Raw genomic sequence first — 21,172 nt, forward strand, 5'->3', positions numbered from 1 at the left:
TCTCGAGGAGCAGTAATGGCAAACATGAACAGGCGCGGATTCTTGAGCCTCGGCGGTGCAATCGCCGCCGGAGCCGCACTGACCGCGTGCGCGGGATCCGGCGGGTCGAGCGCTGATGCTGCGGGAACATCCGGTGCGTCGGGTGATTCCAACACCATCACCTTCTGGTCGAACCACCCGGGTAAGTCCACCGACGTGGAGAAGGAACTGATCAACCGCTTCCAGACCAAGTACCCGGACCTGAAGGTCAACTTGGTGGACGGCGGCAAGAACTACGAAGAGGTGGCACAGAAGTTCAACGCTGCCCTCTCCGGTGGAGATGTGCCCGATGTGGTTGTGCTGTCCGATGTCTGGTGGTTCAACTATGCACTGGCCGGGGCAATCGAGCCGCTTGACGGACTCTTCTCCGAGGTGGGGGTCGACTCGGCCGACTACGTCGATTCACTGCTCGCCGACTACCTGTTCCAGGGCAAGCACTATGCGCTTCCCTACGCGCGGTCGACGCCGTTGTTCTACTACAACAAGGCGGTCTGGTCGCAGGCAGGTCTTCCCGACCGTGGGCCGGCGACATGGCAGGAGTTCGACGAGTGGGGACCCGAGCTGCAGAAGGTCGTGGGCAACGGCAAGTTGGCACACGGGTGGGGCAACGCGAAGGATTACCTCGGCTGGACCTACGAAGGCCCAATCTGGACGTTCGGCGGCTCGTACTCCGACCAGTGGAATCTGCAGCTCGACAACGAGAAGACCATTGCCGCAGGGCAGTTCCTCTCCAGCATGATTCACGACAAGAAGTACGCCGCGGTCTCCACTGACATCGCGAACGAATTCGGTACCGGCATTCTGGCGTCGACCATCGCGTCGACGGGCGATCTGTCCGGCATCAAGAAGACTGCCAACTTCGACTTCGGCACCGCTTTCCTCCCGGCAGTGGACGGAACTCCCGGTTGCCCCACCGGCGGTGCCGGGCTTGCCATCCCGTCCAAGATCTCCGATCAGCGTAAGAAGAACGCGCTCAAATTCATCGACTTCATCACCAATGGTGAGAACACGGCGTACTTCTCGCAGAACGTCGGCTACATGCCGGTCCGCAAGTCGGCAACCTCGGAGCCGAGCATGAAGGCGTTCCTCGACGCGAACCCCAACTCCCGTACCGCTGTGGATCAGCTCTCGCGTACGCGCTCGCAGGACTACGCACGCGTGTTCGTCCCGGGTGGGGATCAGATCATCGGCACCGGACTCGAGCAGATCGCTCTCCAGAAGGCCGACGTCGCATCGACATTCGCCGGCGTTGCCACGCAGTTGCAGCAGATCATCGACCGGCAGATCACCCCCAAGCTGCCGAAGTAGTAGGAGAGAACACTCATGGCCAACGTGCAATTCGCGGGAGTCACGCACCGCTACGAAGGAACCGATCGACCGGCAGTCGACCGTCTCGACCTCGACATCGCCGACGGTGAGTTCCTGGTACTCGTAGGACCTTCCGGTTGCGGTAAGTCCACCAGCCTGCGAATGCTCGCCGGTCTCGAGTCCGCGTCGGACGGTCGGATCGAGATCGGCGGCACGGACGTCACGCACCTCGCTCCGCGAGCACGTGACGTCGCCATGGTGTTTCAGAGTTACGCGCTGTACCCGAACATGACCGTCGAGCAGAACATGGGCTTCGCGCTCCAGAATGCCGGAGTGGGAAAGACGGAGCGCCGGGAGCGGGTACTCGAGGCCGCGCGGATGCTCGAACTCGAACCCTTGCTCGGACGGAAACCGGCAAAGCTGTCGGGCGGGCAACGTCAGCGAGTTGCCATGGGTAGAGCCATCGTTCGCCATCCCAAGGTGTTCTGCATGGACGAACCACTCAGTAATCTGGACGCCAAACTGCGCGTCAGCACACGGTCGCAGATCGCCGCCCTACAGCGTCGACTCGGCACCACGACGGTCTACGTCACCCACGATCAGGTCGAGGCGATGACGATGGGGGACCGAGTGGCGGTGATGCTGGACGGTCGCTTGCAGCAGGTGGCGAAGCCGCGCGAACTCTACGACAACCCCGTCAACACCTTTGTGGCCGCCTTCATCGGATCGCCCGGCATGAACCTGATCGAAGCGCCGGTCGAGGGTACCGTCGCAGTGCTCGGTGATCTGCGGATTCCGCTGCCCACCGGGGCGTCCGAGCGGGAGCGGGTCGTCGTGGGAGTGCGCCCGGAATCGTGGGATCTGGTGGGAGCGTGGCGAAAGGGCTCGCTGGCCGTGGATGCCGATCTGCTCGAAGAGTTGGGAGCCGAATCGTTCGTCTATGCAAAGGGTGCCCCGGATTCGCAGTGGCAGAGCCGATCCGGTCGAATCGTCATTCGCGTCGACCGGAAGATGTCGGTGGCACCGGGGGAGTCGCTTCATCTGCTGCCCAAGGCCGGCGAGGTGTACTTCTTTTCCGCGGAGACCGGAGTACGTCTGTAGCGATACTGTGTGCGGCATGACCGTCGCACGTTCGCTGTTGCTGTTCGTACTCGCCGCGCTGCTCGAAATCGGGGGCGCGTGGTTGGTGTGGCAGGGAATTCGCGAGCACAAGGGATGGATCTGGGTGGGGCTCGGCGTCATCTCGCTCGGCCTCTACGGTCTGGTCGCCACCATGCAACCCGATGCGAACTTCGGGCGCATCCTCGCCGCGTACGGCGGGATCTTCGTCGCAGGTTCACTGCTGTGGGCGGTGGTGATGGACGGATTCCGCCCGGATCGTTTCGACATCGCCGGTGCGCTGATCTGTCTGGTCGGCGTCGGGGTGATCATGTACGCCCGGTAGGCCTTCGGCCCCGTGCGCGCTCAGGGAGTCCAGGGGGTCCCTAAGCGCGCACAGGGGCTTGCCCCTGCTACCAGATCTTCACACGCTTCTCCGGCTCCAAATACAGTGCGTCACCGGGCTTGACGTCGAACTCCTCGTGGAACGTGTCGAGGTTGCGGACGACGCCGTTGCACCGGAACTCCGGCGGCGAGTGCGGGTCAACGGCCAGACGGCGAAGCGCTTCGGCCTCACGGGCCTTCGTGCGCCATACCTGCGCCCACCCGAAGAACACGCGCTGCAAGCCGGTGAGTCCGTCGATGACCGGAGGTTCGGTACCTTCGGTCGCGATCTTGTACGCCGCGATCGCGATCGACAGGCCGCCGAGGTCGCCGATGTTCTCGCCGATCGTGAACTCGCCGTTGACGTGGTGGCCCGGCAGTTCCTTGGGCTCGAACTCGTTGTACTGCTCGATGAGAGCCTTTGTGCGCTTGCCGAATTCGCTGCGGTCCTCGTCGGTCCACCAGTCGACCATGTTGCCGTCGCCGTCGTACTTGGCGCCCTGATCGTCGAACCCGTGGCCGATCTCGTGGCCGATGACGGCGCCGATGCCGCCGTAGTTGGCAGCGTCGTCGGCTGCCGCGTCGAAGAACGGCGGCTGGAGAATGGCTGCGGGGAAGACGATTTCGTTCATGCCCGGGTTGTAGTAGGCGTTGACGGTCTGCGGCGTCATGAACCACTCGTCACGGTCGACGGGGCCGCCCAGCTTGGCCAGGTCACGGTCGTACTCGGCGGCGTATCCGCGACGGTAGTTGCCCACCAGGTCGGTTGCCGAGATCTCGAGTCCGGCGTAGTCGCGCCACTTGTCGGGGTAACCGATCTTCGGGGTGAACTTCTCGAGCTTGGCCAATGCAGCCTCACGAGTCTGCGGGCTCATCCACTCGAGGTCGGAGATGTTGCGGCGGTACGCCTCCTGCAGGTTTGCGACCAGTTCCAGCATGCGGGTCTTCGCCTCTGCGGGGAAGTGTCGATCGACGTAGAGCTTGCCGACGGCCTCGCCGAGCAGATCCTGGACCAGGCTTACCCCGCGCTTCCAGCGCTCACGGTTCTCTTCGGTTCCCGAGAGCGTGGTGCCGTAGAAAGCGAAGGTCTCGTCGACCAGGGCCGAATGCAGGTAAGGGGAGCGGGCATGAAGCACCTTCCACGCCGCCCATGCCTTCCAATCGTCCAGTGACTCCGACGCCCAGAGTGCGGTGAAGGTGTGCAGGAAATCGGGCTGGCGGACCACGATCTCGGCGAACTTCTCCGAATCGGCGCCGAGACCGGACAGCCATGCCGCCCAGTCCAAACCGGGGTTCTGTTCGGTCAGTTCCTCGAAGCCCACCAGGTTGTAACTCAGATCTGCGTCACGACGCTTGACGACGTCCCAATGCCCGGCCGCGATCTTCTTCTCGAGCTCGAACACACGCTGGGCGTCGTAGCCGACGCCGGCGAGGGTGAACATCTTGTCGATGTGCGCGACGTACTTCTCGCGGATCTCCGCGTAGTTGTCCTCGCGGTAGTACGACTCGTCGGGGAGGCTGATTCCCGACTGGCTGAAGTGGATCAGGTACCGCTCAGAGTTCTTGGCATCGGTGTCGACGTAATGCGAGATGGCACCGCCGACGCCGACGCGCTGGTGGCGTCCGATCACGGTGGCCAGCGACGACCGGTCCGGCGCATCGGCGACGGCGTCGAGCTCGTCGTCGATGGGGCCGAGGCCTGCGGCCTCCACGGCGTCGGCGTCCATGAAGCTCGAGTACAGGTCGCCGATGCGCTGTGCATCGGTACCGGCGGCCGAGTTGGACTCCGCGGCTTCGGTGATGATGGTCTGCACGTCTTCTTCGGCCTTGTCGTAGAGCGTCCGGAAGGCCCCGTCGACTGCGCGGTCTGCCGGAATCTCGTATTCGGCGAGCCATTTTCCGTTGACGTGGACGAACAGATCGTCCTGCGCCCGTGTGTCGCCGTCGAGGTGGGTGAGGTCGATGCCTGAGCGATGAGCCGTGGTCATTTCTCCATCCTTACACGATCATGACGAACTGCTCGGTGTGTGCGCGATCGCTCCACGCCGAGTTCATCTCTTGTGCTGGGCAACGTCGGTATGGCATGGCACGATCGAATACGTGACCAGCAGACCTGCCGCAGATCCGCACCTGCAGGACCTCGCGCGACTGCGACGTGTGCGAGACCGTATCGACCGGGAGTACGCGCGGCCTCTGGACGTGGAGGCGCTCGCGCGGGGAGTGAACATGTCTGCGGGGCATCTCAGTCGCCAATTCCGTCAGGCATACGGAGAACCGCCGTACGCCTACCTGATGACCAGGCGAATCGAGCGAGCGATGGCGTTACTGCGGCGCGGAGACCTCAGTGTCACGGACGTCTGCTTCGAGGTCGGTTGCAGCTCTCTCGGCACTTTCAGCAGCAAGTTCACCGAATTGGTGGGGGTTCCGCCCAGTGTCTATCGGCGTGAGGCCGAGCAGTCGACGGCAGGAATGCCGTCCTGCGTGTCCAAACAAGTCACCAGACCGATCAGGAATCGAGAAGCGCAGACCGCGCAGCCGCAATTAACGTGATCGCCATGGACATCACCATTCACTCGAGTTTCCTTCCGCAGGACGACCCTGAAGCCGCCCTGAACTTCTATCGCGACACGCTCGGCTTCGAGGTTCGCAACGACGTCGGCAGCGACGGGATGCGTTGGATCACGGTGGGGCCGCCCGGCCAGCCCGGCACCTCCATCGTGCTGCATCCGCCGGCCGTCGATCCCGGAATCACCGACGAGGAGCGCCGCACCATCATCGAGATGATGGCCAAGGGCACCTACGGCGGACTTCTCCTGGCCACCAAAGATCTGGACGACACGTTCGAGCGGCTTCAGGCCGGCGACATCGACGTCGTCCAGGAACCGACCGAGCAGCCGTACGGCGTTCGCGATTGCGCCGTCCGGGACCCAGCGGGAAACCTGATCCGTATTCAAGAACTGCGCTGAGCCCGTCAACTGCGCTGAGACCGTCGGCGATCGACTGACAGATGGAGACACGATGACTGCCTTGCACACCGCAGACAGCCACGATTTGATCCGCGTGCAAGGCGCGCGGGTGAACAACCTCGAAGACATCAGTGTCGAGATCCCGAAGCGGAGGCTGACGGTATTCACCGGCGTCTCCGGTTCGGGGAAGAGTTCGCTGGTGTTCAGTACGATCGCCGCGGAATCGCAGCGGATGATCAACGAGACCTACAGCGCTTTCGTTCAAGGATTCATGCCGACGCTCGCGCGGCCGGACGTCGATGTTCTCGACGGCCTGACCACCGCGATCATCGTCGATCAGCAGCGGATGGGAGTCGACCCGCGCTCGACCGTCGGAACCGCCACCGACGCCAACGCGATGCTCCGCATCCTGTTCAGCCGTCTCGGAAAGCCTCACATCGGTTCGCCTCAGGCGTTTTCGTTCAACGTGGCCTCGATCTCCGGAGCAGGCGCGGTCACGATGGAACGCGGCGGACGTCAGACGAAAGAGCGTCGCAGCTTCAAGATCACCGGCGGCATGTGTCCGCGGTGTGAGGGACGAGGGGCGGTCAACGATTTCGATCTGACCGCGTTGTACGACGACACCAAGTCGCTCAACGAGAGTGCGATCACGGTCCCCGGCTACAGCATGGAGGGTTGGTACGGCCGGATCTACCGCGGCTGCGGTTTCTTCGATCCCGACAAGCCGATCAAGAAGTACACCAAGAAGGAACTGAACGATCTGCTCTACAAAGAGCCGACCAAGATCAAGGTCGAAGGCATCAACCTGACGTACACGGGTCTGATTCCGCAGATTCAGAAGTCGTTCCTGGCCAAGGACGTCGACGCGATGCAGCCCCACATCCGGGCTTTCGTCGAGCGGGCGATCACGTTCACCACCTGCCCCGAATGCGACGGGACGCGACTGAGCGAGGGGGCGCGGTCGTCGAAGATCAAGGGCGTCAACATCGCCGACGCCTGCTCGATGCAGATCAGCGATCTCGCGGAATGGGTCAGCGGACTGAAGGAGCCTTCGGTCGCGCCGTTGCTCACGACGCTCGGTGAAACGCTCGACTCGTTCGTGGAGATCGGACTCGGCTACCTCAGTCTCGATCGGCCGTCGGGAACCCTCTCCGGCGGTGAAGCTCAGCGCACCAAGATGATTCGTCACCTGGGTTCCTCGCTCACCGACATCACGTATGTATTCGACGAGCCCACCACCGGCCTGCATCCCCACGACATCGCGAGGATGAACGACCTACTGCTGCGCCTGCGCGACAAAGGCAACACCGTGCTCGTGGTCGAGCACAAGCCGGAGACGATCGTGATCGCCGACCACATCGTCGACCTCGGTCCGGGTGCGGGTAGCGCCGGCGGAAACGTCTGCTTCGAGGGCACCGTCGAGGGCCTTCGTGCCAGCGACACCGTAACCGGCCGTCACTTCGACGACCGGGCCGCAATCAAAGAGACCGTGCGGGAGTCCACCGGAGCAATCGAGATTCGTGGAGCGAACTCACACAACCTCCAAGATGTAGACGTCGACGTACCGCTCGGCGTACTGGTCGTGGTGACCGGTGTGGCAGGGTCGGGCAAGAGTTCGCTGATCCACGGCTCACTCGCGAAACGCGAAGACGTGGTGTCGGTCGATCAGAGTGCGATCCGCGGCTCGCGTCGGAGCAACCCGGCGACTTACACGGGGCTGCTCGACCCGATCCGCAAGGCATTCGCGAAGGCCAACGGCGTGAAGCCGGCGCTGTTCAGTGCCAACTCCGAGGGCGCCTGCCCGACGTGCAACGGCAACGGCGTCATCTACAGCGACCTGGCGATGATGGCCGGCGTTGCCACTCTCTGCGAGGAGTGCGAGGGCAAGCGCTTCCAAGCCGAGGTACTCGAATACAAATTCGGTGGCAAGGACATCAACGAGGTTCTCACGATGTCGGTGGCCGAGGCCGAGGAGTTCTTCGGCGACGGTGAGGCCAAGACCCTCGCTGCGCACAAGATCCTCGTCCGACTGGTCGACGTGGGGCTCGGATACCTCACGATCGGCCAGCCGTTGACGACGCTGTCGGGCGGTGAGCGCCAGCGAATCAAGCTGGCAACTCACCTGGGCGAGAAGGGCGGCGTGTACGTCCTCGACGAGCCGACCACCGGACTGCACCTGGCCGACGTCGAGCAGTTGCTCGGCCTGCTCGATCGACTGGTCGATTCCGGTAAGTCAGTCATCGTGATCGAGCACCACCAAGCGGTGATGGCACACGCAGACTGGATCATCGACCTCGGACCTGGTGCCGGTCACGACGGCGGTCGGATCGTCTTCGAGGGCACTCCCGAGGAGCTCGTCGCCGACGGCTCCACACTCACCGGAAAGCACCTCGCGGCATACGTCGGCAGCTGACCGGGCTCCTACCTCAGGCGTCGATACCCAGGTTGATGACGGCGAGGTAGGACCCGTCCGACTGCTTTTCGACGGTCATGAGGCCGGTGTCGTCGTAGATGCCGTCACTGGCGTTGTTCGTGTTGTTCTCACGACCGGTGTGCTCGCTGTACGGGGACTGCGAGTACACCTCGTCGAGAAGGGTCTCGTCGAAGAAGGTCTGCGACGTGAGGACCGTCTTCTTGTCGATGTGAACCTTGACGTGGATGTGGGTGGTGCGGCCCATGTACCAGCCGGGAAAGATCGTGGTGAACTGCGCGATGCCGTTTGCATCGGTGGTCTGGGCGCCGCGCAGGTAGGTGCCGTCGTCGGTGGTGGTGGCTTCGGTGTCGCCGACGCTGTACGAACCGTCGGAGGTCTCACCGGACCCTCCCATGCCGCCGCCCATTCCGCCGGGGGCGCCTGACGGTGGTTCGCCCATTCCGCCTCCGGGTGCACCTGACGGAGGTTCACCCATCCCGCCGGCCGGGGGAGTTCCGCCACCGCCGCCGCCGTTGGCGCTCAGCGAACCGGATTCGAAGCCGGAGTACACGCCGCCGGCGTCGCAGTGCCAGATCTCGACGACGGCGTTACTGACCGCGCCGATGCTGCCGTCGACGTTGCACTGGCTGTTGTCCTGCACGCGCATTGCCACCTGCAGTGTGGTGCCCGGACGGTCTTCGCGGATGTCGCCGCGAATGGAGTCGACGTCGAACCAGTAGGGGCCCTGTGTCTCTTCCTTGCTCATGACACACTGCGGTGCTTTGGCCAGAAGTGCGGTGACAGCGTCGCCGGACGTGGCCGCGGCGGAAGTGCCGGAAGTCGTTGTCGTCGACGCAGCCGCAGCCGAAGTCGTCGTGGCGGTGCCACTGTTGCCGGAGCACGCTGCGATGAGCCCGCCGAGACTGATGGTTCCGCCGAGGGCGAGAGCCCGCCGACGGCTCACGCGCAGCCTGCTCGCTTCGATGTCTTTGTTCACGCCGCTGTACCTCCATTGTGTGGGCTGTTGTCTCAATGGTGGACGGGCGACCTGGTGCGGAACTGGTTATCCGCTGTGAACTTGCTGGGAGAGCATCTGGATGCTCGAGGTGGCCCGTACGTAGACCTGTCCGCCGGCGTCGACGATGCGCGTTTCGATCAGCGCGAGCCTGCGCCCGGCACGAATCACGGAGGCCTCGGCGCGTAAGACCGGCCCGCCGATGTCGGGTGAGCGCAGGAAGTCGATCTTGTGGTCGAGGACGCGATAGTCCTGGTCGACGCTGGTCAGGGTCTGGGCAGACAGTCCAGTGATGGCGTCGACTGCCGAGATGAGGACACCGCCCTGAACGGCGCCCAACGGGTTGGCCATCCAGGCCACGGGTGCGAACTCACCGACGACGGAACCCGGGGTCACGTCGACGACAGCAAGATCGAGGAGTCCGGCGAGTGGACCGCGTTCGAGTTTGCCGTCGCGGATTCCTTCGACGACGTCGGACCCGGACAACCCGCTCAGGTTGCTTGTCTTCTCCGGCGTCGGGACGGGCAGCGGCTCGCCCTCTACGTAGTCGTCGATTCCCACGACGGGGGGACGCGAGACCACCATGGCGCGACCAGCCATCACTGCCAGAAGGGTGCCGTTCTCGTCGCGAAGTTGCCCGGATGCGAGTCCGACGCCGTCGTCGAGATGCACGAGTGTTCCGGTGGCACCGACGTCCGCGATGTCGGGGATGTCGGCGCCCGCACTGACCGTGACCTGCGCGAGCACGGACTGATGGCCCGAGGTCAGTCCCGAGTACACCGCGCCACCCATGGCACCGTCGATCATGACTCCGATGGAACCGAGCACGGTCTTGCCACGGTGATCGTGGAATCGCTCGCCGACGGCCTGCGCGAAGGCCAGGTCCCCGGGCTCGACCGAAACGGCGCGCACACCCATCAATGTGTTGAGTGGGTCAAGCTTCTTGACGGGCGCGGCGGAGTTGTCGATGCTCATCCGTCGAGTATCTCCAGCGCGCCGAGTCCTGCCGAGACCGGGTCTCAACCACCGATACGTGAATGCATCTCCCAGACGAGGACTTCGGCCCCGGCGTCGGAGGTCAGCTGCTGGCCACCCGAATCGCTCAACCGGACAGCATCGCCCTCGTACAGTGTGCCGACGCCCTCCATCTCGGCAGTGCCCTGCGCGACGAAGACGTGCAGGAACCGTGCGCCCGGAAGATTCACGGAGGTGCCCGGCAGAATGCGTGCGACATGCATGGCGGCGTTCTTGTTGTTGATGCGAATCGCCGAATGATCCTTGTAGCGCTCCATCCCGGAGGCAACCGGGATCAGACCGCCGCGCAGCAACTCGTCGTCGATCTCGAGCTGTTCGTAACCGGGGGTCAGTCCACCTTCGTCCGGTACCACCCACATCTGGATGAAATGCACGGGGTCGGAATGCTGTTCGCCGCCGATACGCCACGAATCGTTCTTCTCACTGTGCATGATTCCGGTACCGGCGCTCATGCGCTGGGCGAGTCCCGGATAGATGACGCCGGTGTGGCCGATGGAATCCTGGTGCACGAGCGAACCGCGAAGCACCCAGGTCACGATTTCCATGTCCTTGTGCGGATGGGTGTCGAAACCGGTTCCCGCCAGTACGGTGTCGTCGTTGTTGACGAGCAGCAATCCGTGATGAGTGTTGTCCGGATCGTAGTGCTGTCCGAACGAGAACGAATGTTTCGAATCCAGCCAGGAGACGCGGGATTTCAAGCGATCGCCGGAGCGGTGCACATCGATGTGCGGTGTCGTCCGTGGGGCCTGTGCTCGACCAGATGCCATGGCTCCTCCTTCTGTACCACCGGGATCCACCACAATCGGGATCCGCCACTACCGGCATCCACCCTACGACGAACCTGCTGTGTAGTCCGAACATTGGGCGTACTCGGTGGTGTCGTCAGTTCGTCGACGCGTGCATCTCCCACACGAGTATCTCCGCATCGCCGATTCCCTCGACTCGTTGACCGCCAGTATCCTTGAGTCGCAACGAATCTCCCGGACCGAGCAATCCGACTCCCTCGACGTCGACAGTGCCACCGGCGATGAAGCCGTGCACGTACGGCGCATCCGGGAGAGATACCGACCCACCGGTCTCGAGGCGAGCAACATGCAGTGCCGCATGTTTGTTGTGCAAGCTGATCGCGCTGTGATCGCGATGCGCGGGCATCCCCGACGCCAGGGTGATCAGGCCACCGCCGTCGAGTTCGGAGTTGATGTCGAGTTCCTGATAGCTCGGAGTCACTCCGGATTCGTCCGGGGGTATCCACATCTGGACGAGGTGAACGGGCTCGGTGACACGCGAGCCGTCGGCCCGGAAGCGATCGTTGCGCTCGGAGTGCAGGATTCCGGTACCGGCGCTCATTCTCTGCGCGAGTCCGCGATGGATGACCCCGGAGTGCCCAGCGGAATCCTGGTGAACCAGAGATCCGCTGAGCACCCACGTCACGATCTCGGTGTCGCGGTGCTGATGAGTGTCGAAACCGTAGTCGGCTTCGATGATGTCGTCGTTGTTCACCAACAGAAGTCCATGCGCGTACGCGGCGTGATCGAAGTTTCCGGCGAAGGGGAAACTGTGACGCGCCGTGAGCCAGCCGTAGTTGAGATGCGCGCGTTCGTCAGCTCGCTGGACGACTACCGACGACATGTCAGCTCAGCGTCTCGTGTGCCGCCGGGATGGATCCCAGGCGTCCGGCCTGGAAGTCCTCGAAGGCCTGCATGACCTCGGACTTGGTGTTCATGACGAACGGCCCGGCCATCGCGATGGGCTCACGAATCGGTTTGCCGCCGAGGATGAATACCTCGAGAGATTCGGTCCGTGAATCCTGGCGATCGGAGGCGGCGACGGTGATGGAGTCACCGCGTCCGAAGACAGCTGTCTGTCCGACACGAATGGGCCGACGCTCTGCCCCGACCGTGCCTTCGCCGGCGAGCACGTAGACGATCGCGTTGAACTCGGGGTTCCACGGAAGCGTCAGGCTCGCACCCGGGGCCACAGTCGTGTGGGAGAGCGCGATCGGTGTGTACGTCGAACCAGGTCCGGCGTGGCCGGCGATGTCTCCGGCGATGACGCGTACCAAGGCTCCGCCGTCCGGCGAGGAAAGCAGGGCCACCTTGTTACCGGTGATGTCCTGGTACCGCGGAGATGCCATCTTGTTGTCGCGAGGCAGGTTGACCCACAGTTGGACGCCGTGGAAAAGGCCGCCGCTGAGGACGAGGTGCTCCGGCGGAGTTTCGATGTGGAGGATGCCGCCACCCGCGGTCATCCACTGGGTGTCGCCGCCGCCGATAATGCCACCGCCACCGTTGGAGTCCTGGTGCTCCATGATGCCGTCGATCATGTAGGTCACGGTTTCGAAGCCGCGGTGCGGGTGCCACGGTGTGCCCTTGGGTTCTCCGGGTGCGTAGTTGACCTCGCCCATCTGGTCCATGTGGATGAAGGGATCGAGGGCGGAGAGGTCGATGCCGGCGAAGGCGCGGTGAACGGGAAAGCCTTCACCTTCGTATCCGACCGGTGCGGTGGTGATGCTCTTGACGGGGCGGTCGACTGCTGACTCTGCCGGCTCGTCGAGACGGGGCAGGGCCAAGATGTTCTCGACTGTCACAGCAGGCATGTCGTACTCCTTGTATCCGTGAAGCTGATGTCAGGTAGTTGATTGTTCAACTATCTCATTCGGAGTCAACAAAGTCGAGCCCCGGGTATTCCCGGGGCTCGACTGGTGTTCGGATCAGCGCAACATGCTGCCGAGGGTTTTTGCCGCTGCCATGACCTCGGCGCCCAGCGCTGCTTGGTCCTCGGAGTCGAAGACGGAAATTCCGAGGCTGGAGATGGCGTCGCGGCGTCGGCCGGGGATCACCGCTGAGATTCCCAGGACGGACGGGATGACCTCGCCGACGGTCACTGCGTAGCCGCGTGCGCGTGCCGCCGTCACTTCCTCTCGTTCCCCGTTCGTCGGCGGGAGTGAGGCAAGGATGGAAAGCCCGGCGGAGCCGCGGTCGATCGGATCGACCTGCCCTGGATGAAACGCGACGTGAACCTTGGCGCTGCGCGGTTCGACCACCATCAGCGCGCGCACTTCGGTATCGCTCTCGCGGACCACCAGGTGCGCTGTCGCCTCGGTGGCCTCGGCAAGTTCTTGAAGTATCGGGCGAGCGAGAGTGCGCAAATCCTGTTCCACCGGTTCGGCGAGGGTGACCAGGCCGGCGCCGAGAGTGACGCGCTTGAAGGAGTCCTTGCGGCACAGGTGATGAGCCTCGAGCGTGCGGATCAACCGATGTGCGACAGTCCGGTGGACTCCCACTCCGTCGGCAATGTCCGTGACTGACAAACCGTGCGGATAGGACGTCAGGAGTTCCAAGATCTCGAGTCCGTGGTGCAGCGTTTTCGACATGCTCGAGTCCACTTGAACTGCGCTTTTGCGCGGTCGGTGTTCCTCGCTCAGCTCTGACATCAAATCCCTTTCTTGACGTTTGTGAGGTATGCCACCTACGCTTTGAACATATCGCACAGTGTGTGCGATTATCGCACACTTTACGGAGCTGCACAACCTTCGGGTGGATGCAGCACAGCGTGTTCGGAGAGAACCTTCATGAGCAACTACAGCGTCGTGGCAACGGAGGATGTTGCCGCAATTCACCAGCTGTACGGCCACCAGAGTCATTGCATAGACTCTGGGCGCCAGCAGGATTGGGCGCAGACATTCACCGATGGCGGTGAGTTTCATTCCCCCAGTTATCCGGAACCCGTGGTCGGTTTCGACGACCTTGCGGCTTTTGCTGCTCGCTTCTTCGCTGCGGCGGAAGCTGCCGACGAGGTGCATCGCCACGTTCTGACCAATCTCGTCGTCGAGGCGGTGGACGAGAGTGCTCTCACAGTGCACGGGTACCTGCAGATCGTTGCCACCGCTCGCGGCGGAGACTCGCGACTGGTGCGGATGACAACTGTCACAGATCACGTGGTTCGGGTCGGTGAGGGGTGGAAGATCGCCCGCCGCACCGTCTCCCGCGACGACGCGCCCCGAGCGTCCGAACAAGCTTGAAGTACCGAAATGTTTCTTGCACAACAATATTCAGTAGGAGAAGTGCATCATGACCGAAAGCTCTGACCAGACGAACCCGGGCCGTACCGTTGTGACGCAGATGTCGGCGGTGTACCCGGAGTTGGCAGGCAAGGTCGCAGTGGTGACCGGCGCGGCTCAGGGTATGGGTGCGACGTTCGCCGAAGGACTGGCAACGCGCGGCGTACATGTCGTCGGCGCCGACATCAACGAAGAGCAGATGCTCGCCACGGCCGCACGAATCAACACGGACCTCGAATCGAATGCACTGGCGGACAAGCCGGGTCGCGTCGTCGGAGCTCGGGTCGACGTCACCAAGCCCGACGAGCATGAATTGCTTGCGCAGTTGGCGTTGAGGGAGTTCGGCCGGGTCGATTTCTGGATCAACAATGCGGGTATCTTCCCGTTTGCGCTGGCCGAGGAGATCACCCCGGAGCAGATCGGCGCAACGCTGAGTGTCAATGTCGAAGGAGTGCTCTACGGTGCTCAGGCGGCGGCACGTCACCTCGGTCCCGGCGGCGCCATCGTCAACATGTCTTCGGTGTCTGCGCTGCGTGTGCGGAAGGGGAGGGGCGCATACTGCACGTCGAAAGCTGCCGTTGCGCACCTCACGGAGTCTCTCGCAGTGGAGTTCGGCGACAAGGGGATTCGGGTCAACTCCATTGCGCCCGGCTACATCGACACGGCGATGACGAAGTGGGTTCAGGAAGATCCGATCGCGCTCGCGAACGCACTCGACTCGGTACCGCTGCATCGTCTGGGCTCGCCCGAAGAGGTCTTCGGCCCGCTGCTGTTCCTGCTCTCGGACAGCGCGCGTTACGTCACCGGGCACAGCATTGCGGTGGACGGTGGTTCGCGGCATGTCTGAGTCCACGACATATCCCGGCGTCGTTCTCGTTACCGGCGGTGCTGCCGGGATGGGGGCGCATCACGCGCGCACTCTCGCCGCGCGCGGTTCGCATGTCTGCATTGCCGATGTTTCGGATTCATCCGGCGTGGTCGACGACATCGTCGCCGCAGGCGGATCGGCATCCGCTCATCTTCTCGACGTCACCGATGCCGATGCCTGGGACCGGGTTGTCGACGAAATTCGCACCACCCGTGGGGAACTCGGCGGACTGGTCAACAATGCCGGTATCTCGCGTCGGCTCGAATTCATGGACACCCCGAACGACATCTGGGAGCTGACCATGAAGATCAACCTCTTCGGCCCGTTCTACGGTATGAAGGCGGTGGCGCCGCTGATGCGCGAGAGTGGTGGCGGATCGATCGTCAACATCTCGTCCATCGCCGGTCAGATCGGATATTTCTCTCCGGCTTACTCGTCGAGCAAGTGGGGTCTGACCGGTCTGTCGAAGTCGGCCGCAGGCAACTTCGCGCAGTGGGGGATTCGCGTCAACTCGGTGCACCCGGGACTGGTCGGTACGGCGCTGCTCGGCGGCGCGAACGACTTCGTCGCCGCGTCACTGAAGTCGGTTCCCTTCGGACGCATGGGAACTCTCGACGAGATCACCGAAGCAGTGCTGTTCCTGCTCTCGAACAGTTCCACCTACACCACCGGTACGGAACTCACTGTCGACGGCGGGTTGGTGTCGAACGGTCTTTACCACCGCATCATCGCGGAGACTGGAGAACTTTCATGACCGAACACTGGGACGTCGTTGTCATCGGTGGCGGCGGAGCAGGTCTCGCCGCTGCGGTGTCGGCAGCTGAAGAAGGCGCATCCGTTCTGCTGTTCGAATCCGAAACCGAACTCGGTGGATCCACCGCGCTGTCGGCCGGCATCTTCACGGCCGCCGGAACGAGCGTGCAGGCCGGCCTCGGAGTCGACGACTCGGCAGAGAAGTTCTTCCAGCACTACATGGACCTCAACCAGTGGATGCTCTCACCCGGATTGATTCGTGCATTCTGCGAAAACGCCGGTCCGACACTGGAATGGCTCATCGGACTCGGCGTCGAGATTCCCTCGGCGATCTCAGGTAACGCTCACCAGCCGGGACTCGCCCAAGCCGGCGTCGAGGACGTCTGGCGCGGCCACGTGCCCAAGGATCAGGGATACGGACTGATTGAGGTGCTGGACAAGGCTCGTCGTAAGCACGGGATCGAGGTCATCTTCGGAACACGGGTGCAGAAGCTGATCGAGGAAGACGGTCGGGTTGTCGGCGTTGTCGCCGACGACATCGAGGTGCCTGCGGGCGCCGTCGTTGTTGCCTCCGGTGGATTCGCGCAAGATCCGGGTTTGGTGGAACGCCACTTCCCGGACGCGAACAAGGCCGGAGAGGCCTTGTTCGTCGTCGCAGCCGAGGGGAGCCGCGGAGACCATCTTCGTTTTGCCGAAGACCTCGGTGCTTCCCTGGCGGGCGACGGCTGGGGTCTGATGCTGCCCACCGTCTACTTCCAGCGATTCCACCACTGGCAGGCCGGCTTTCCGCCGAAGTCGCGGATCTACGTCAACCAGGACGGCCGTCGTTTCATGGACGAGGACAGCTCGTACGCGGTCTCGACCGGCATCATCGACCATCAGGGTGGATACGGTTGGATGATCTTCGACGAGAACGCTCGCGTGAATCTGGCTCCAGGATATGCGGATTGGAATCCCGAACGCATCGAGGAAGAAGTTGCCGCCGGTGGCACGATTCGTGCGGACACGATCGAAGACCTCGCAGTGGCTACGGGTGTTCCGGTTGCGACGTTGGCGCAAACCCTGCGTCGATGGAACGACCAACTGCCCAGCGGTCACGACGACGACTTCCTCCGCCATCGCACGTTGCGGAACAAGGGTGCCGTCGGCAATCCGGATCCTATTGCGACAGCTCCGTTCTATGCCGCGAAAATCCTTCCGGCAGAGCTCGTCTGTACGCATGCGGGAATGGAGATCAACACCGATGCGGCCGTGCTCGGCAGCACCGGAGTACCTATCGAGGGTCTGTACGCCGCAGGTGAGGCCGGCGCCGGAATCCTCGGACTGAGATACGTGGGCGGCGGCAATGCGGTTGCCAACGCTTTGACCATGGGCCGCGTAGCGGGACGTAATGCGGCGAATTACACCAGGACCAGCGCTGAGAGCGCACCGGTCCATTCCATCGCGCACTCCTGACGTCCGACGTCTGCGCGGCACCGAATCCAGTCAGTATCCAATCCAGGCAGGGAACAACATGTCAGAGAATGAGACCATGGCGAGAGCCGAATCCACCGAGGGCAGCAGCGTGGCAACCGAACGACAGTCGACGACGAAGGTAATTCGCGCGGCCATCGTCGGTACCGTCGTCGAGTACTACGACTTCGGTATCTACGGATACATGGCCACGACGATCGCCGCGCTGTTCTTCGTTTCCCATGACCCGAACGCAGCACTGCTCGGTACCTTTGCAGCATTCGCCGTGGCCTTCTTCCTACGCGTGCCCGGCGGCATCTTCTTCGGCCACATCGGCGACAAGTACGGCCGCAAGAACGCGCTGTCCTGGACCATCCTCCTGATGGTTCTCGCGACAGCCGGAATGGGCCTGCTGCCGACTTACGCCACGTTGGGTGTGTGGGCGACGTCCATCCTGGTTCTGGCTCGTTGCCTGCAGGGCTTCGCGGCCGGCGGTGAACTCGGCGGCGCCAACGCGTTCGTCTCCGAGTCCGCTCCCAAACGGTGGCGTGCGACGCAGACCTCGATGGTCAATACCGGCACCTACCTGGGTTCGCTGGCAGCTTCGCTCATGGCCCTCGGCCTGACGTCGGTGTTCTCGCAAGAGCAGATCCTCGAATGGGCTTGGCGTATCCCGTTCCTGCTCAGCCTGCTGATCGGTGGCATCGGTATCTGGATCCGCAGCCAGATGGAAGACACTCCTCAGTTCGAAGAACTGCAGGACAAGGGTGAGACCAAGAAGCTTCCCATCCGTGAGTTGCTCAGCACCTCCGGTGGCAGCGTCGTCAAGATCATCCTGCTGGGCGCACTCATCACCGGCGGTTACTACATCGCCTCGGTGTATGCCGCGACGTACCTGCAGACCACCGGCGGTCATTCGTCGCGCGTTGCTTTCCTTTCCACTTCTCTTGCACTGGTTCTCGGCGTCATCACGTTGCCGATCTCGGGATACATGGCAGACAAGTACGGGCGTCGGCCGGTGCTGTTCGCCGGTAGTGCCGCCGCAGTGGTTCTCGGAATCCCGATGTTCATGATGATGGCCGGTTCTGGCATCTGGCAGGCGGTTGTCGGTCAGTCAGTGCTCTTCATCTGCGTTTCCGTTGTCAACGGTGCTTCGTACGTGACCTATGTCGAAATGCTGAAAGCATCTGTGCGGTACAGCGGTCTGGCATTGGGTAACAACGTCACCAACATGTTCCTCGGTGGCACCGCGCCTTTCATCGCCACCTATCTCATCAGCTTGACCGGTAACTCTCTCGCTCCGGCTGGATACTTCGTCTTCTGTGCGGTGATCACCCTCGTCACGGTCTTCTTCATCAAGGAGACCAAGGGTGTTGAACTGCAGGTTGATTGATCATCGGGTAGAACAGGAGCCTGACCGTGTCCCTCGCTGACAAGCAAGAAATCACCGAAGTTCTGTATCGCTACGTTCGGGCCGTCGATCGGAAGGATTTCGACAGCGTGGCCCTCTGCTACTTCGACGACGCGATAGACAACCACGGCGGTTACATCGGAACCGTCGACGGGCTGATCGAAGACATGAAGCTCAGACACAAGACGATCGACTCGTCGATTCACTGCATTTCCAACATACTGATCGACGTCAACGGCGATGTCGCTCAGTGCGAGTCGTACTGTTTGTGCTTTCTGCGGCAAGAGCGTTCCGGTACGGATACGGTGCAGACGCTTGCGACGATCAAATGCCGTTACGTCGACAGGTTCGAAAGGCGCCATGGTGAATGGCGAATCGCCGATCGGATTGTCGTGTTCGACGAATCCCGTGAAGACGTGATCGAGAACATCCTGTCCACGGACTGGGTGACGCAACGTCGATCCTTCGACGATCCGGTGTACACCAGGACGCCTTGACCAGTAGTGCAGACGAAGGCCTTCACACACATCGTGTGTGAAGGCCTTTCGCCTGTTCACTTCTCGTGTCAGCCCAATGCGCCCGGTGCGGCGACCTCGGTCAAACGGCCGTCCGAGAGCCTGAGCCAGCGTTCGACCTTGACCTCGGCCAGGAATCTCTCGTCGTGGCTGACCACCACGAACGCCCCCTGATATGCATTCAGGGCACTTTCGAGTTGAGCAACGCTCACCAAGTCGAGGTTGTTGGTCGGCTCGTCGAGAAGAAGCAGCTGCGGGGCCGGATCGGCGAAGAGAACGCACGCCAATGTAGCCCGCAGTCGTTCACCGCCCGAGAGTGCAGCGACGGGAAGATGAGCACCCGCACCCCGAAAGAGGAAGCGCGCCAGGATGTTCATGCGTTCCGGTGCCGGTAGGCCTGGAGCAGACAAGGCAAAGTTCTCTGCGACGGTGCGTGCGGGGTCCAGTAGGTCGAGCCTCTGCGACAGGTATGCCACTCGACCGTCGGCTCGCGTGATCTCACCGGAAGTCGGCGCCACATCCCCGTTGACGATGCGTAGCAACGTCGACTTTCCGACGCCGTTCGGCCCGGTCAACGCGATACGCTCCGGTCCTCGAATGGCCAGGTCGATTCCGGAGTCGGCGAAGATCGCATGATCGCCGAACGCGAATTGCATTCGCTCACCGAGGAACACCGTCCGGCCGGCGGGTACATGTGTGCCAGGCAATTCGAGTGAAATCGTCTGGTCGTCTCGAAGAGCGCGGCCCGCTTTGTCGAGTCGGTCCTTCGCCGCGTCGACCCGGGCGAGGTGTGTCTCGTTGGCCTTGCCTGCCGACTCCTGAGCATTGCGCTTCATGGTCCCCGCAAAGATCTTGGGCAAGCCCGCGTTCCCGAGATTGCGGGCAGCGTTACTTGCGCGTCGCGAAGCACGTTCTCGGGCCTGCTGCAGTTCGCGCTTCTCGCGCTTGACCTCTTGCTCGGCGTTGCGGATGTTCTTCTCCGCCACTTCGCGAGCCGAGCGTGCCGCGGCTTCGTAGTCGGTGAAATTGCCACCGTAGAAGCTGATCTCGCCGCTGTGAAGTTCGGCGATGCGGTCCATGCGGTCGAGTAGTCCTCGATCGTGACTGACCACCAACAGACAACCACTCCAGTCGTCGAGAACGTCGTAAAGCCTGCGGCGCGCGTCCAGGTCGAGGTTGTTGGTGGGTTCGTCGAGGAGAAGGACATCGGGGCGTCGCAGGAGTTGCGCCGCCAGTCCGAGCGAGACGACCTGCCCGCCGCTCAGAGTGTCGAGGCGACGATCGAACGTCATGTCGGCCAAACCGAGTCGACCGAGTTGGGCTCGCGTTCGTTCCTCGATATCCCAGTCGGACCCGATTGTCGTGAAGTGTTCTTCTCGTGTGTCCCCGGATTCGACTGCGTCCAACGCAGCGAGCGTCGGGGCGATGCCCAAGACCTCGGCAATGGTCAGATCGCCCGTCAGTGGCAGGTCCTGCGGAAGGTATCCGAGAACGCCGTCGACGGACACACTGCCGGCGCGCGGCCGCAACTGGCCGGCGATCAATCTGAGCAGAGTGCTTTTCCCGACGCCGTTCTGGGCCACCAGCCCGGTTCGGCCGCCGGGCACGGTGAATGACAATTCGTCGAAGACCGGAGTGTCGTCCGGCCAGGCAAAAGACAGATTCGAGCAAACGATGTAGGTATCGGACATGAATAGACCTCAGGTGTCGTGCGGGCGCGGCAACGCTGCTCCGCGAAGAGTCGGGTAAGTGAACGACAACAGGGCCACGACGGCAGCGCTCCGAGGCGTCTGCCGGTGGCCGTCATGCCCGGTTTTATCCGGAGATGTCGAGTTCACCAACCATGTCTGATCCT

General features: G+C 62.8%; 20 protein-coding genes. 12 read left to right on the forward strand and 8 right to left on the reverse strand.

The window, feature by feature from the left end; genetic code table 11:
- Window positions 1-15: 15 nt before the first annotated feature.
- Genes ASU23_RS08370 through ASU23_RS08380 form a run of 3 tightly spaced genes read left to right on the forward strand, consistent with a single transcriptional unit; the run spans window position 16 to window position 2,791 of the window.
- Complete coding sequence (locus ASU23_RS08370; RefSeq protein ID WP_003940485.1) at window positions 16-1,347, forward strand: ABC transporter substrate-binding protein; 1,332 nt, start codon at window positions 16-18, stop codon at window positions 1,345-1,347.
- A 15-nt stretch (window positions 1,348-1,362) separates the two neighbouring features.
- A complete protein-coding gene (locus ASU23_RS08375; RefSeq protein WP_007731405.1) occupies window positions 1,363-2,448 on the forward strand; it encodes an ABC transporter ATP-binding protein in 1,086 nt (361 codons plus the stop codon).
- 16 nt (window positions 2,449-2,464) lie between these two features.
- Window positions 2,465-2,791 (forward strand): YnfA family protein, encoded by a 327-nt coding sequence (locus ASU23_RS08380; RefSeq protein WP_003940244.1) that lies wholly within the window; start codon window positions 2,465-2,467, stop codon window positions 2,789-2,791.
- Between the two features lie 67 nt (window positions 2,792-2,858).
- On the opposite strand, the gene ASU23_RS08385 is transcribed toward ASU23_RS08380, so the two are convergent.
- Complete coding sequence (locus ASU23_RS08385) at window positions 2,859-4,817, reverse strand: M13 family metallopeptidase (protein WP_058037706.1); 1,959 nt, start codon at window positions 4,815-4,817, stop codon at window positions 2,859-2,861.
- Between the two features lie 112 nt (window positions 4,818-4,929).
- Between ASU23_RS08385 and ASU23_RS08390 the strand changes: the two genes are divergently transcribed.
- The 3 genes from ASU23_RS08390 to ASU23_RS08400 are packed head-to-tail and all read left to right on the forward strand — an operon-like array spanning window position 4,930 to window position 8,208.
- Window positions 4,930-5,379 (forward strand): helix-turn-helix transcriptional regulator, encoded by a 450-nt coding sequence (locus ASU23_RS08390; protein WP_030535180.1) that lies wholly within the window; start codon window positions 4,930-4,932, stop codon window positions 5,377-5,379.
- 5 nt (window positions 5,380-5,384) lie between these two features.
- Window positions 5,385-5,795, forward strand: a complete 411-nt coding sequence (locus tag ASU23_RS08395; protein ID WP_058037896.1) for a VOC family protein — start codon at window positions 5,385-5,387, stop codon at window positions 5,793-5,795.
- A 52-nt stretch (window positions 5,796-5,847) separates the two neighbouring features.
- Window positions 5,848-8,208 carry an excinuclease ABC subunit UvrA gene (locus ASU23_RS08400; RefSeq protein WP_058037707.1) on the forward strand — a complete coding sequence of 787 codons (2,361 nt, stop codon included), beginning with the start codon at window positions 5,848-5,850 and terminating at the stop codon, window positions 8,206-8,208.
- A gap of 13 nt (window positions 8,209-8,221) precedes the next feature.
- Here the strand turns inward: ASU23_RS08400 and ASU23_RS08405 are convergent, their stop codons facing one another.
- The 6 genes from ASU23_RS08405 to ASU23_RS08430 all read right to left on the reverse strand — a co-directional run bounded on the left by ASU23_RS08405 (window position 8,222) and on the right by ASU23_RS08430 (window position 13,691).
- Window positions 8,222-9,205 carry an intradiol ring-cleavage dioxygenase gene (locus ASU23_RS08405; RefSeq protein ID WP_042926419.1) on the reverse strand — a complete coding sequence of 328 codons (984 nt, stop codon included), beginning with the start codon at window positions 9,203-9,205 and terminating at the stop codon, window positions 8,222-8,224.
- Window positions 9,206-9,271: 66 nt separating this feature from the next.
- Complete coding sequence (locus ASU23_RS08410; protein WP_058037708.1) at window positions 9,272-10,198, reverse strand: PaaI family thioesterase; 927 nt, start codon at window positions 10,196-10,198, stop codon at window positions 9,272-9,274.
- A 44-nt stretch (window positions 10,199-10,242) separates the two neighbouring features.
- Window positions 10,243-11,025 (reverse strand): pirin-like bicupin family protein, encoded by a 783-nt coding sequence (locus ASU23_RS08415; RefSeq protein ID WP_003940511.1) that lies wholly within the window; start codon window positions 11,023-11,025, stop codon window positions 10,243-10,245.
- A gap of 115 nt (window positions 11,026-11,140) precedes the next feature.
- Complete coding sequence (locus tag ASU23_RS08420; protein WP_003939960.1) at window positions 11,141-11,887, reverse strand: pirin family protein; 747 nt, start codon at window positions 11,885-11,887, stop codon at window positions 11,141-11,143.
- Window position 11,888: 1 nt separating this feature from the next.
- Window positions 11,889-12,854, reverse strand: a complete 966-nt coding sequence (locus ASU23_RS08425) for a pirin family protein (RefSeq protein WP_007731415.1) — start codon at window positions 12,852-12,854, stop codon at window positions 11,889-11,891.
- Between the two features lie 114 nt (window positions 12,855-12,968).
- Window positions 12,969-13,691: an IclR family transcriptional regulator gene (locus tag ASU23_RS08430; RefSeq protein ID WP_058037709.1), complete on the reverse strand. Its 723-nt coding sequence runs from the start codon at window positions 13,689-13,691 to the stop codon at window positions 12,969-12,971.
- A gap of 138 nt (window positions 13,692-13,829) precedes the next feature.
- Between ASU23_RS08430 and ASU23_RS08435 the strand changes: the two genes are divergently transcribed.
- From ASU23_RS08435 to ASU23_RS08460, 6 genes are all read left to right on the forward strand, one after another.
- Window positions 13,830-14,279: a nuclear transport factor 2 family protein gene (locus ASU23_RS08435; protein WP_054781475.1), complete on the forward strand. Its 450-nt coding sequence runs from the start codon at window positions 13,830-13,832 to the stop codon at window positions 14,277-14,279.
- A gap of 49 nt (window positions 14,280-14,328) precedes the next feature.
- Entirely contained in the window at window positions 14,329-15,165 is an 837-nt protein-coding gene (locus ASU23_RS08440) for an SDR family NAD(P)-dependent oxidoreductase (protein ID WP_054781476.1), read from the forward strand.
- Window positions 15,158-15,940, forward strand: coding sequence for an SDR family NAD(P)-dependent oxidoreductase (locus ASU23_RS08445; protein WP_037128614.1), 783 nt, complete (start codon window positions 15,158-15,160; stop codon window positions 15,938-15,940). Before ASU23_RS08440 ends, ASU23_RS08445 begins: the two co-directional genes overlap by 8 nt.
- Window positions 15,937-17,394 carry an FAD-dependent oxidoreductase gene (locus tag ASU23_RS08450; protein WP_058037710.1) on the forward strand — a complete coding sequence of 486 codons (1,458 nt, stop codon included), beginning with the start codon at window positions 15,937-15,939 and terminating at the stop codon, window positions 17,392-17,394. Before ASU23_RS08445 ends, ASU23_RS08450 begins: the two co-directional genes overlap by 4 nt.
- 76 nt (window positions 17,395-17,470) lie before the next feature.
- On the forward strand, window positions 17,471-18,784 hold the full coding sequence (locus tag ASU23_RS08455) for an MFS transporter (RefSeq protein WP_007731424.1): 1,314 nt from the start codon (window positions 17,471-17,473) through the stop codon (window positions 18,782-18,784).
- A 26-nt stretch (window positions 18,785-18,810) separates the two neighbouring features.
- Window positions 18,811-19,299, forward strand: a complete 489-nt coding sequence (locus ASU23_RS08460) for a nuclear transport factor 2 family protein (protein ID WP_054781477.1) — start codon at window positions 18,811-18,813, stop codon at window positions 19,297-19,299.
- 68 nt (window positions 19,300-19,367) lie between these two features.
- Here ASU23_RS08460 and ASU23_RS08465 read toward each other — a convergent pair whose 3' ends face one another.
- Window positions 19,368-21,008, reverse strand: coding sequence for an ABC-F family ATP-binding cassette domain-containing protein (locus tag ASU23_RS08465; RefSeq protein ID WP_058037711.1), 1,641 nt, complete (start codon window positions 21,006-21,008; stop codon window positions 19,368-19,370).
- Window positions 21,009-21,172: the final 164 nt, after the last annotated feature.

The sequence above is a fragment of the Rhodococcus sp. KB6 genome (assembly GCF_001445685.1).
Lineage (GTDB): Bacteria > Actinomycetota > Actinomycetes > Mycobacteriales > Mycobacteriaceae > Rhodococcus_F > Rhodococcus_F qingshengii.

Coding starts and splice junctions, on each gene's coding strand:
- ASU23_RS08455 (WP_007731424.1), top strand. CDS start 17,471: ATGGCGAGAGCCGAATCCACCGAGGGCAGCAGCGTGGCAACCGAACGA.
- ASU23_RS08440 (WP_054781476.1), top strand. CDS start 14,329: ATGACCGAAAGCTCTGACCAGACGAACCCGGGCCGTACCGTTGTGACG.
- ASU23_RS08420 (WP_003939960.1), bottom strand. CDS start 11,887: ATGTCGTCGGTAGTCGTCCAGCGAGCTGACGAACGCGCGCATCTCAAC.
- ASU23_RS08400 (WP_058037707.1), top strand. CDS start 5,848: ATGACTGCCTTGCACACCGCAGACAGCCACGATTTGATCCGCGTGCAA.
- ASU23_RS08465 (WP_058037711.1), bottom strand. CDS start 21,008: ATGTCCGATACCTACATCGTTTGCTCGAATCTGTCTTTTGCCTGGCCG.
- ASU23_RS08425 (WP_007731415.1), bottom strand. CDS start 12,854: ATGCCTGCTGTGACAGTCGAGAACATCTTGGCCCTGCCCCGTCTCGAC.
- ASU23_RS08430 (WP_058037709.1), bottom strand. CDS start 13,691: ATGTCAGAGCTGAGCGAGGAACACCGACCGCGCAAAAGCGCAGTTCAA.
- ASU23_RS08385 (WP_058037706.1), bottom strand. CDS start 4,817: ATGACCACGGCTCATCGCTCAGGCATCGACCTCACCCACCTCGACGGC.
- ASU23_RS08380 (WP_003940244.1), top strand. CDS start 2,465: ATGACCGTCGCACGTTCGCTGTTGCTGTTCGTACTCGCCGCGCTGCTC.
- ASU23_RS08435 (WP_054781475.1), top strand. CDS start 13,830: ATGAGCAACTACAGCGTCGTGGCAACGGAGGATGTTGCCGCAATTCAC.
- ASU23_RS08415 (WP_003940511.1), bottom strand. CDS start 11,025: ATGGCATCTGGTCGAGCACAGGCCCCACGGACGACACCGCACATCGAT.
- ASU23_RS08450 (WP_058037710.1), top strand. CDS start 15,937: ATGACCGAACACTGGGACGTCGTTGTCATCGGTGGCGGCGGAGCAGGT.
- ASU23_RS08410 (WP_058037708.1), bottom strand. CDS start 10,198: ATGAGCATCGACAACTCCGCCGCGCCCGTCAAGAAGCTTGACCCACTC.
- ASU23_RS08395 (WP_058037896.1), top strand. CDS start 5,385: ATGGACATCACCATTCACTCGAGTTTCCTTCCGCAGGACGACCCTGAA.
- ASU23_RS08445 (WP_037128614.1), top strand. CDS start 15,158: ATGTCTGAGTCCACGACATATCCCGGCGTCGTTCTCGTTACCGGCGGT.
- ASU23_RS08375 (WP_007731405.1), top strand. CDS start 1,363: ATGGCCAACGTGCAATTCGCGGGAGTCACGCACCGCTACGAAGGAACC.
- ASU23_RS08370 (WP_003940485.1), top strand. CDS start 16: ATGGCAAACATGAACAGGCGCGGATTCTTGAGCCTCGGCGGTGCAATC.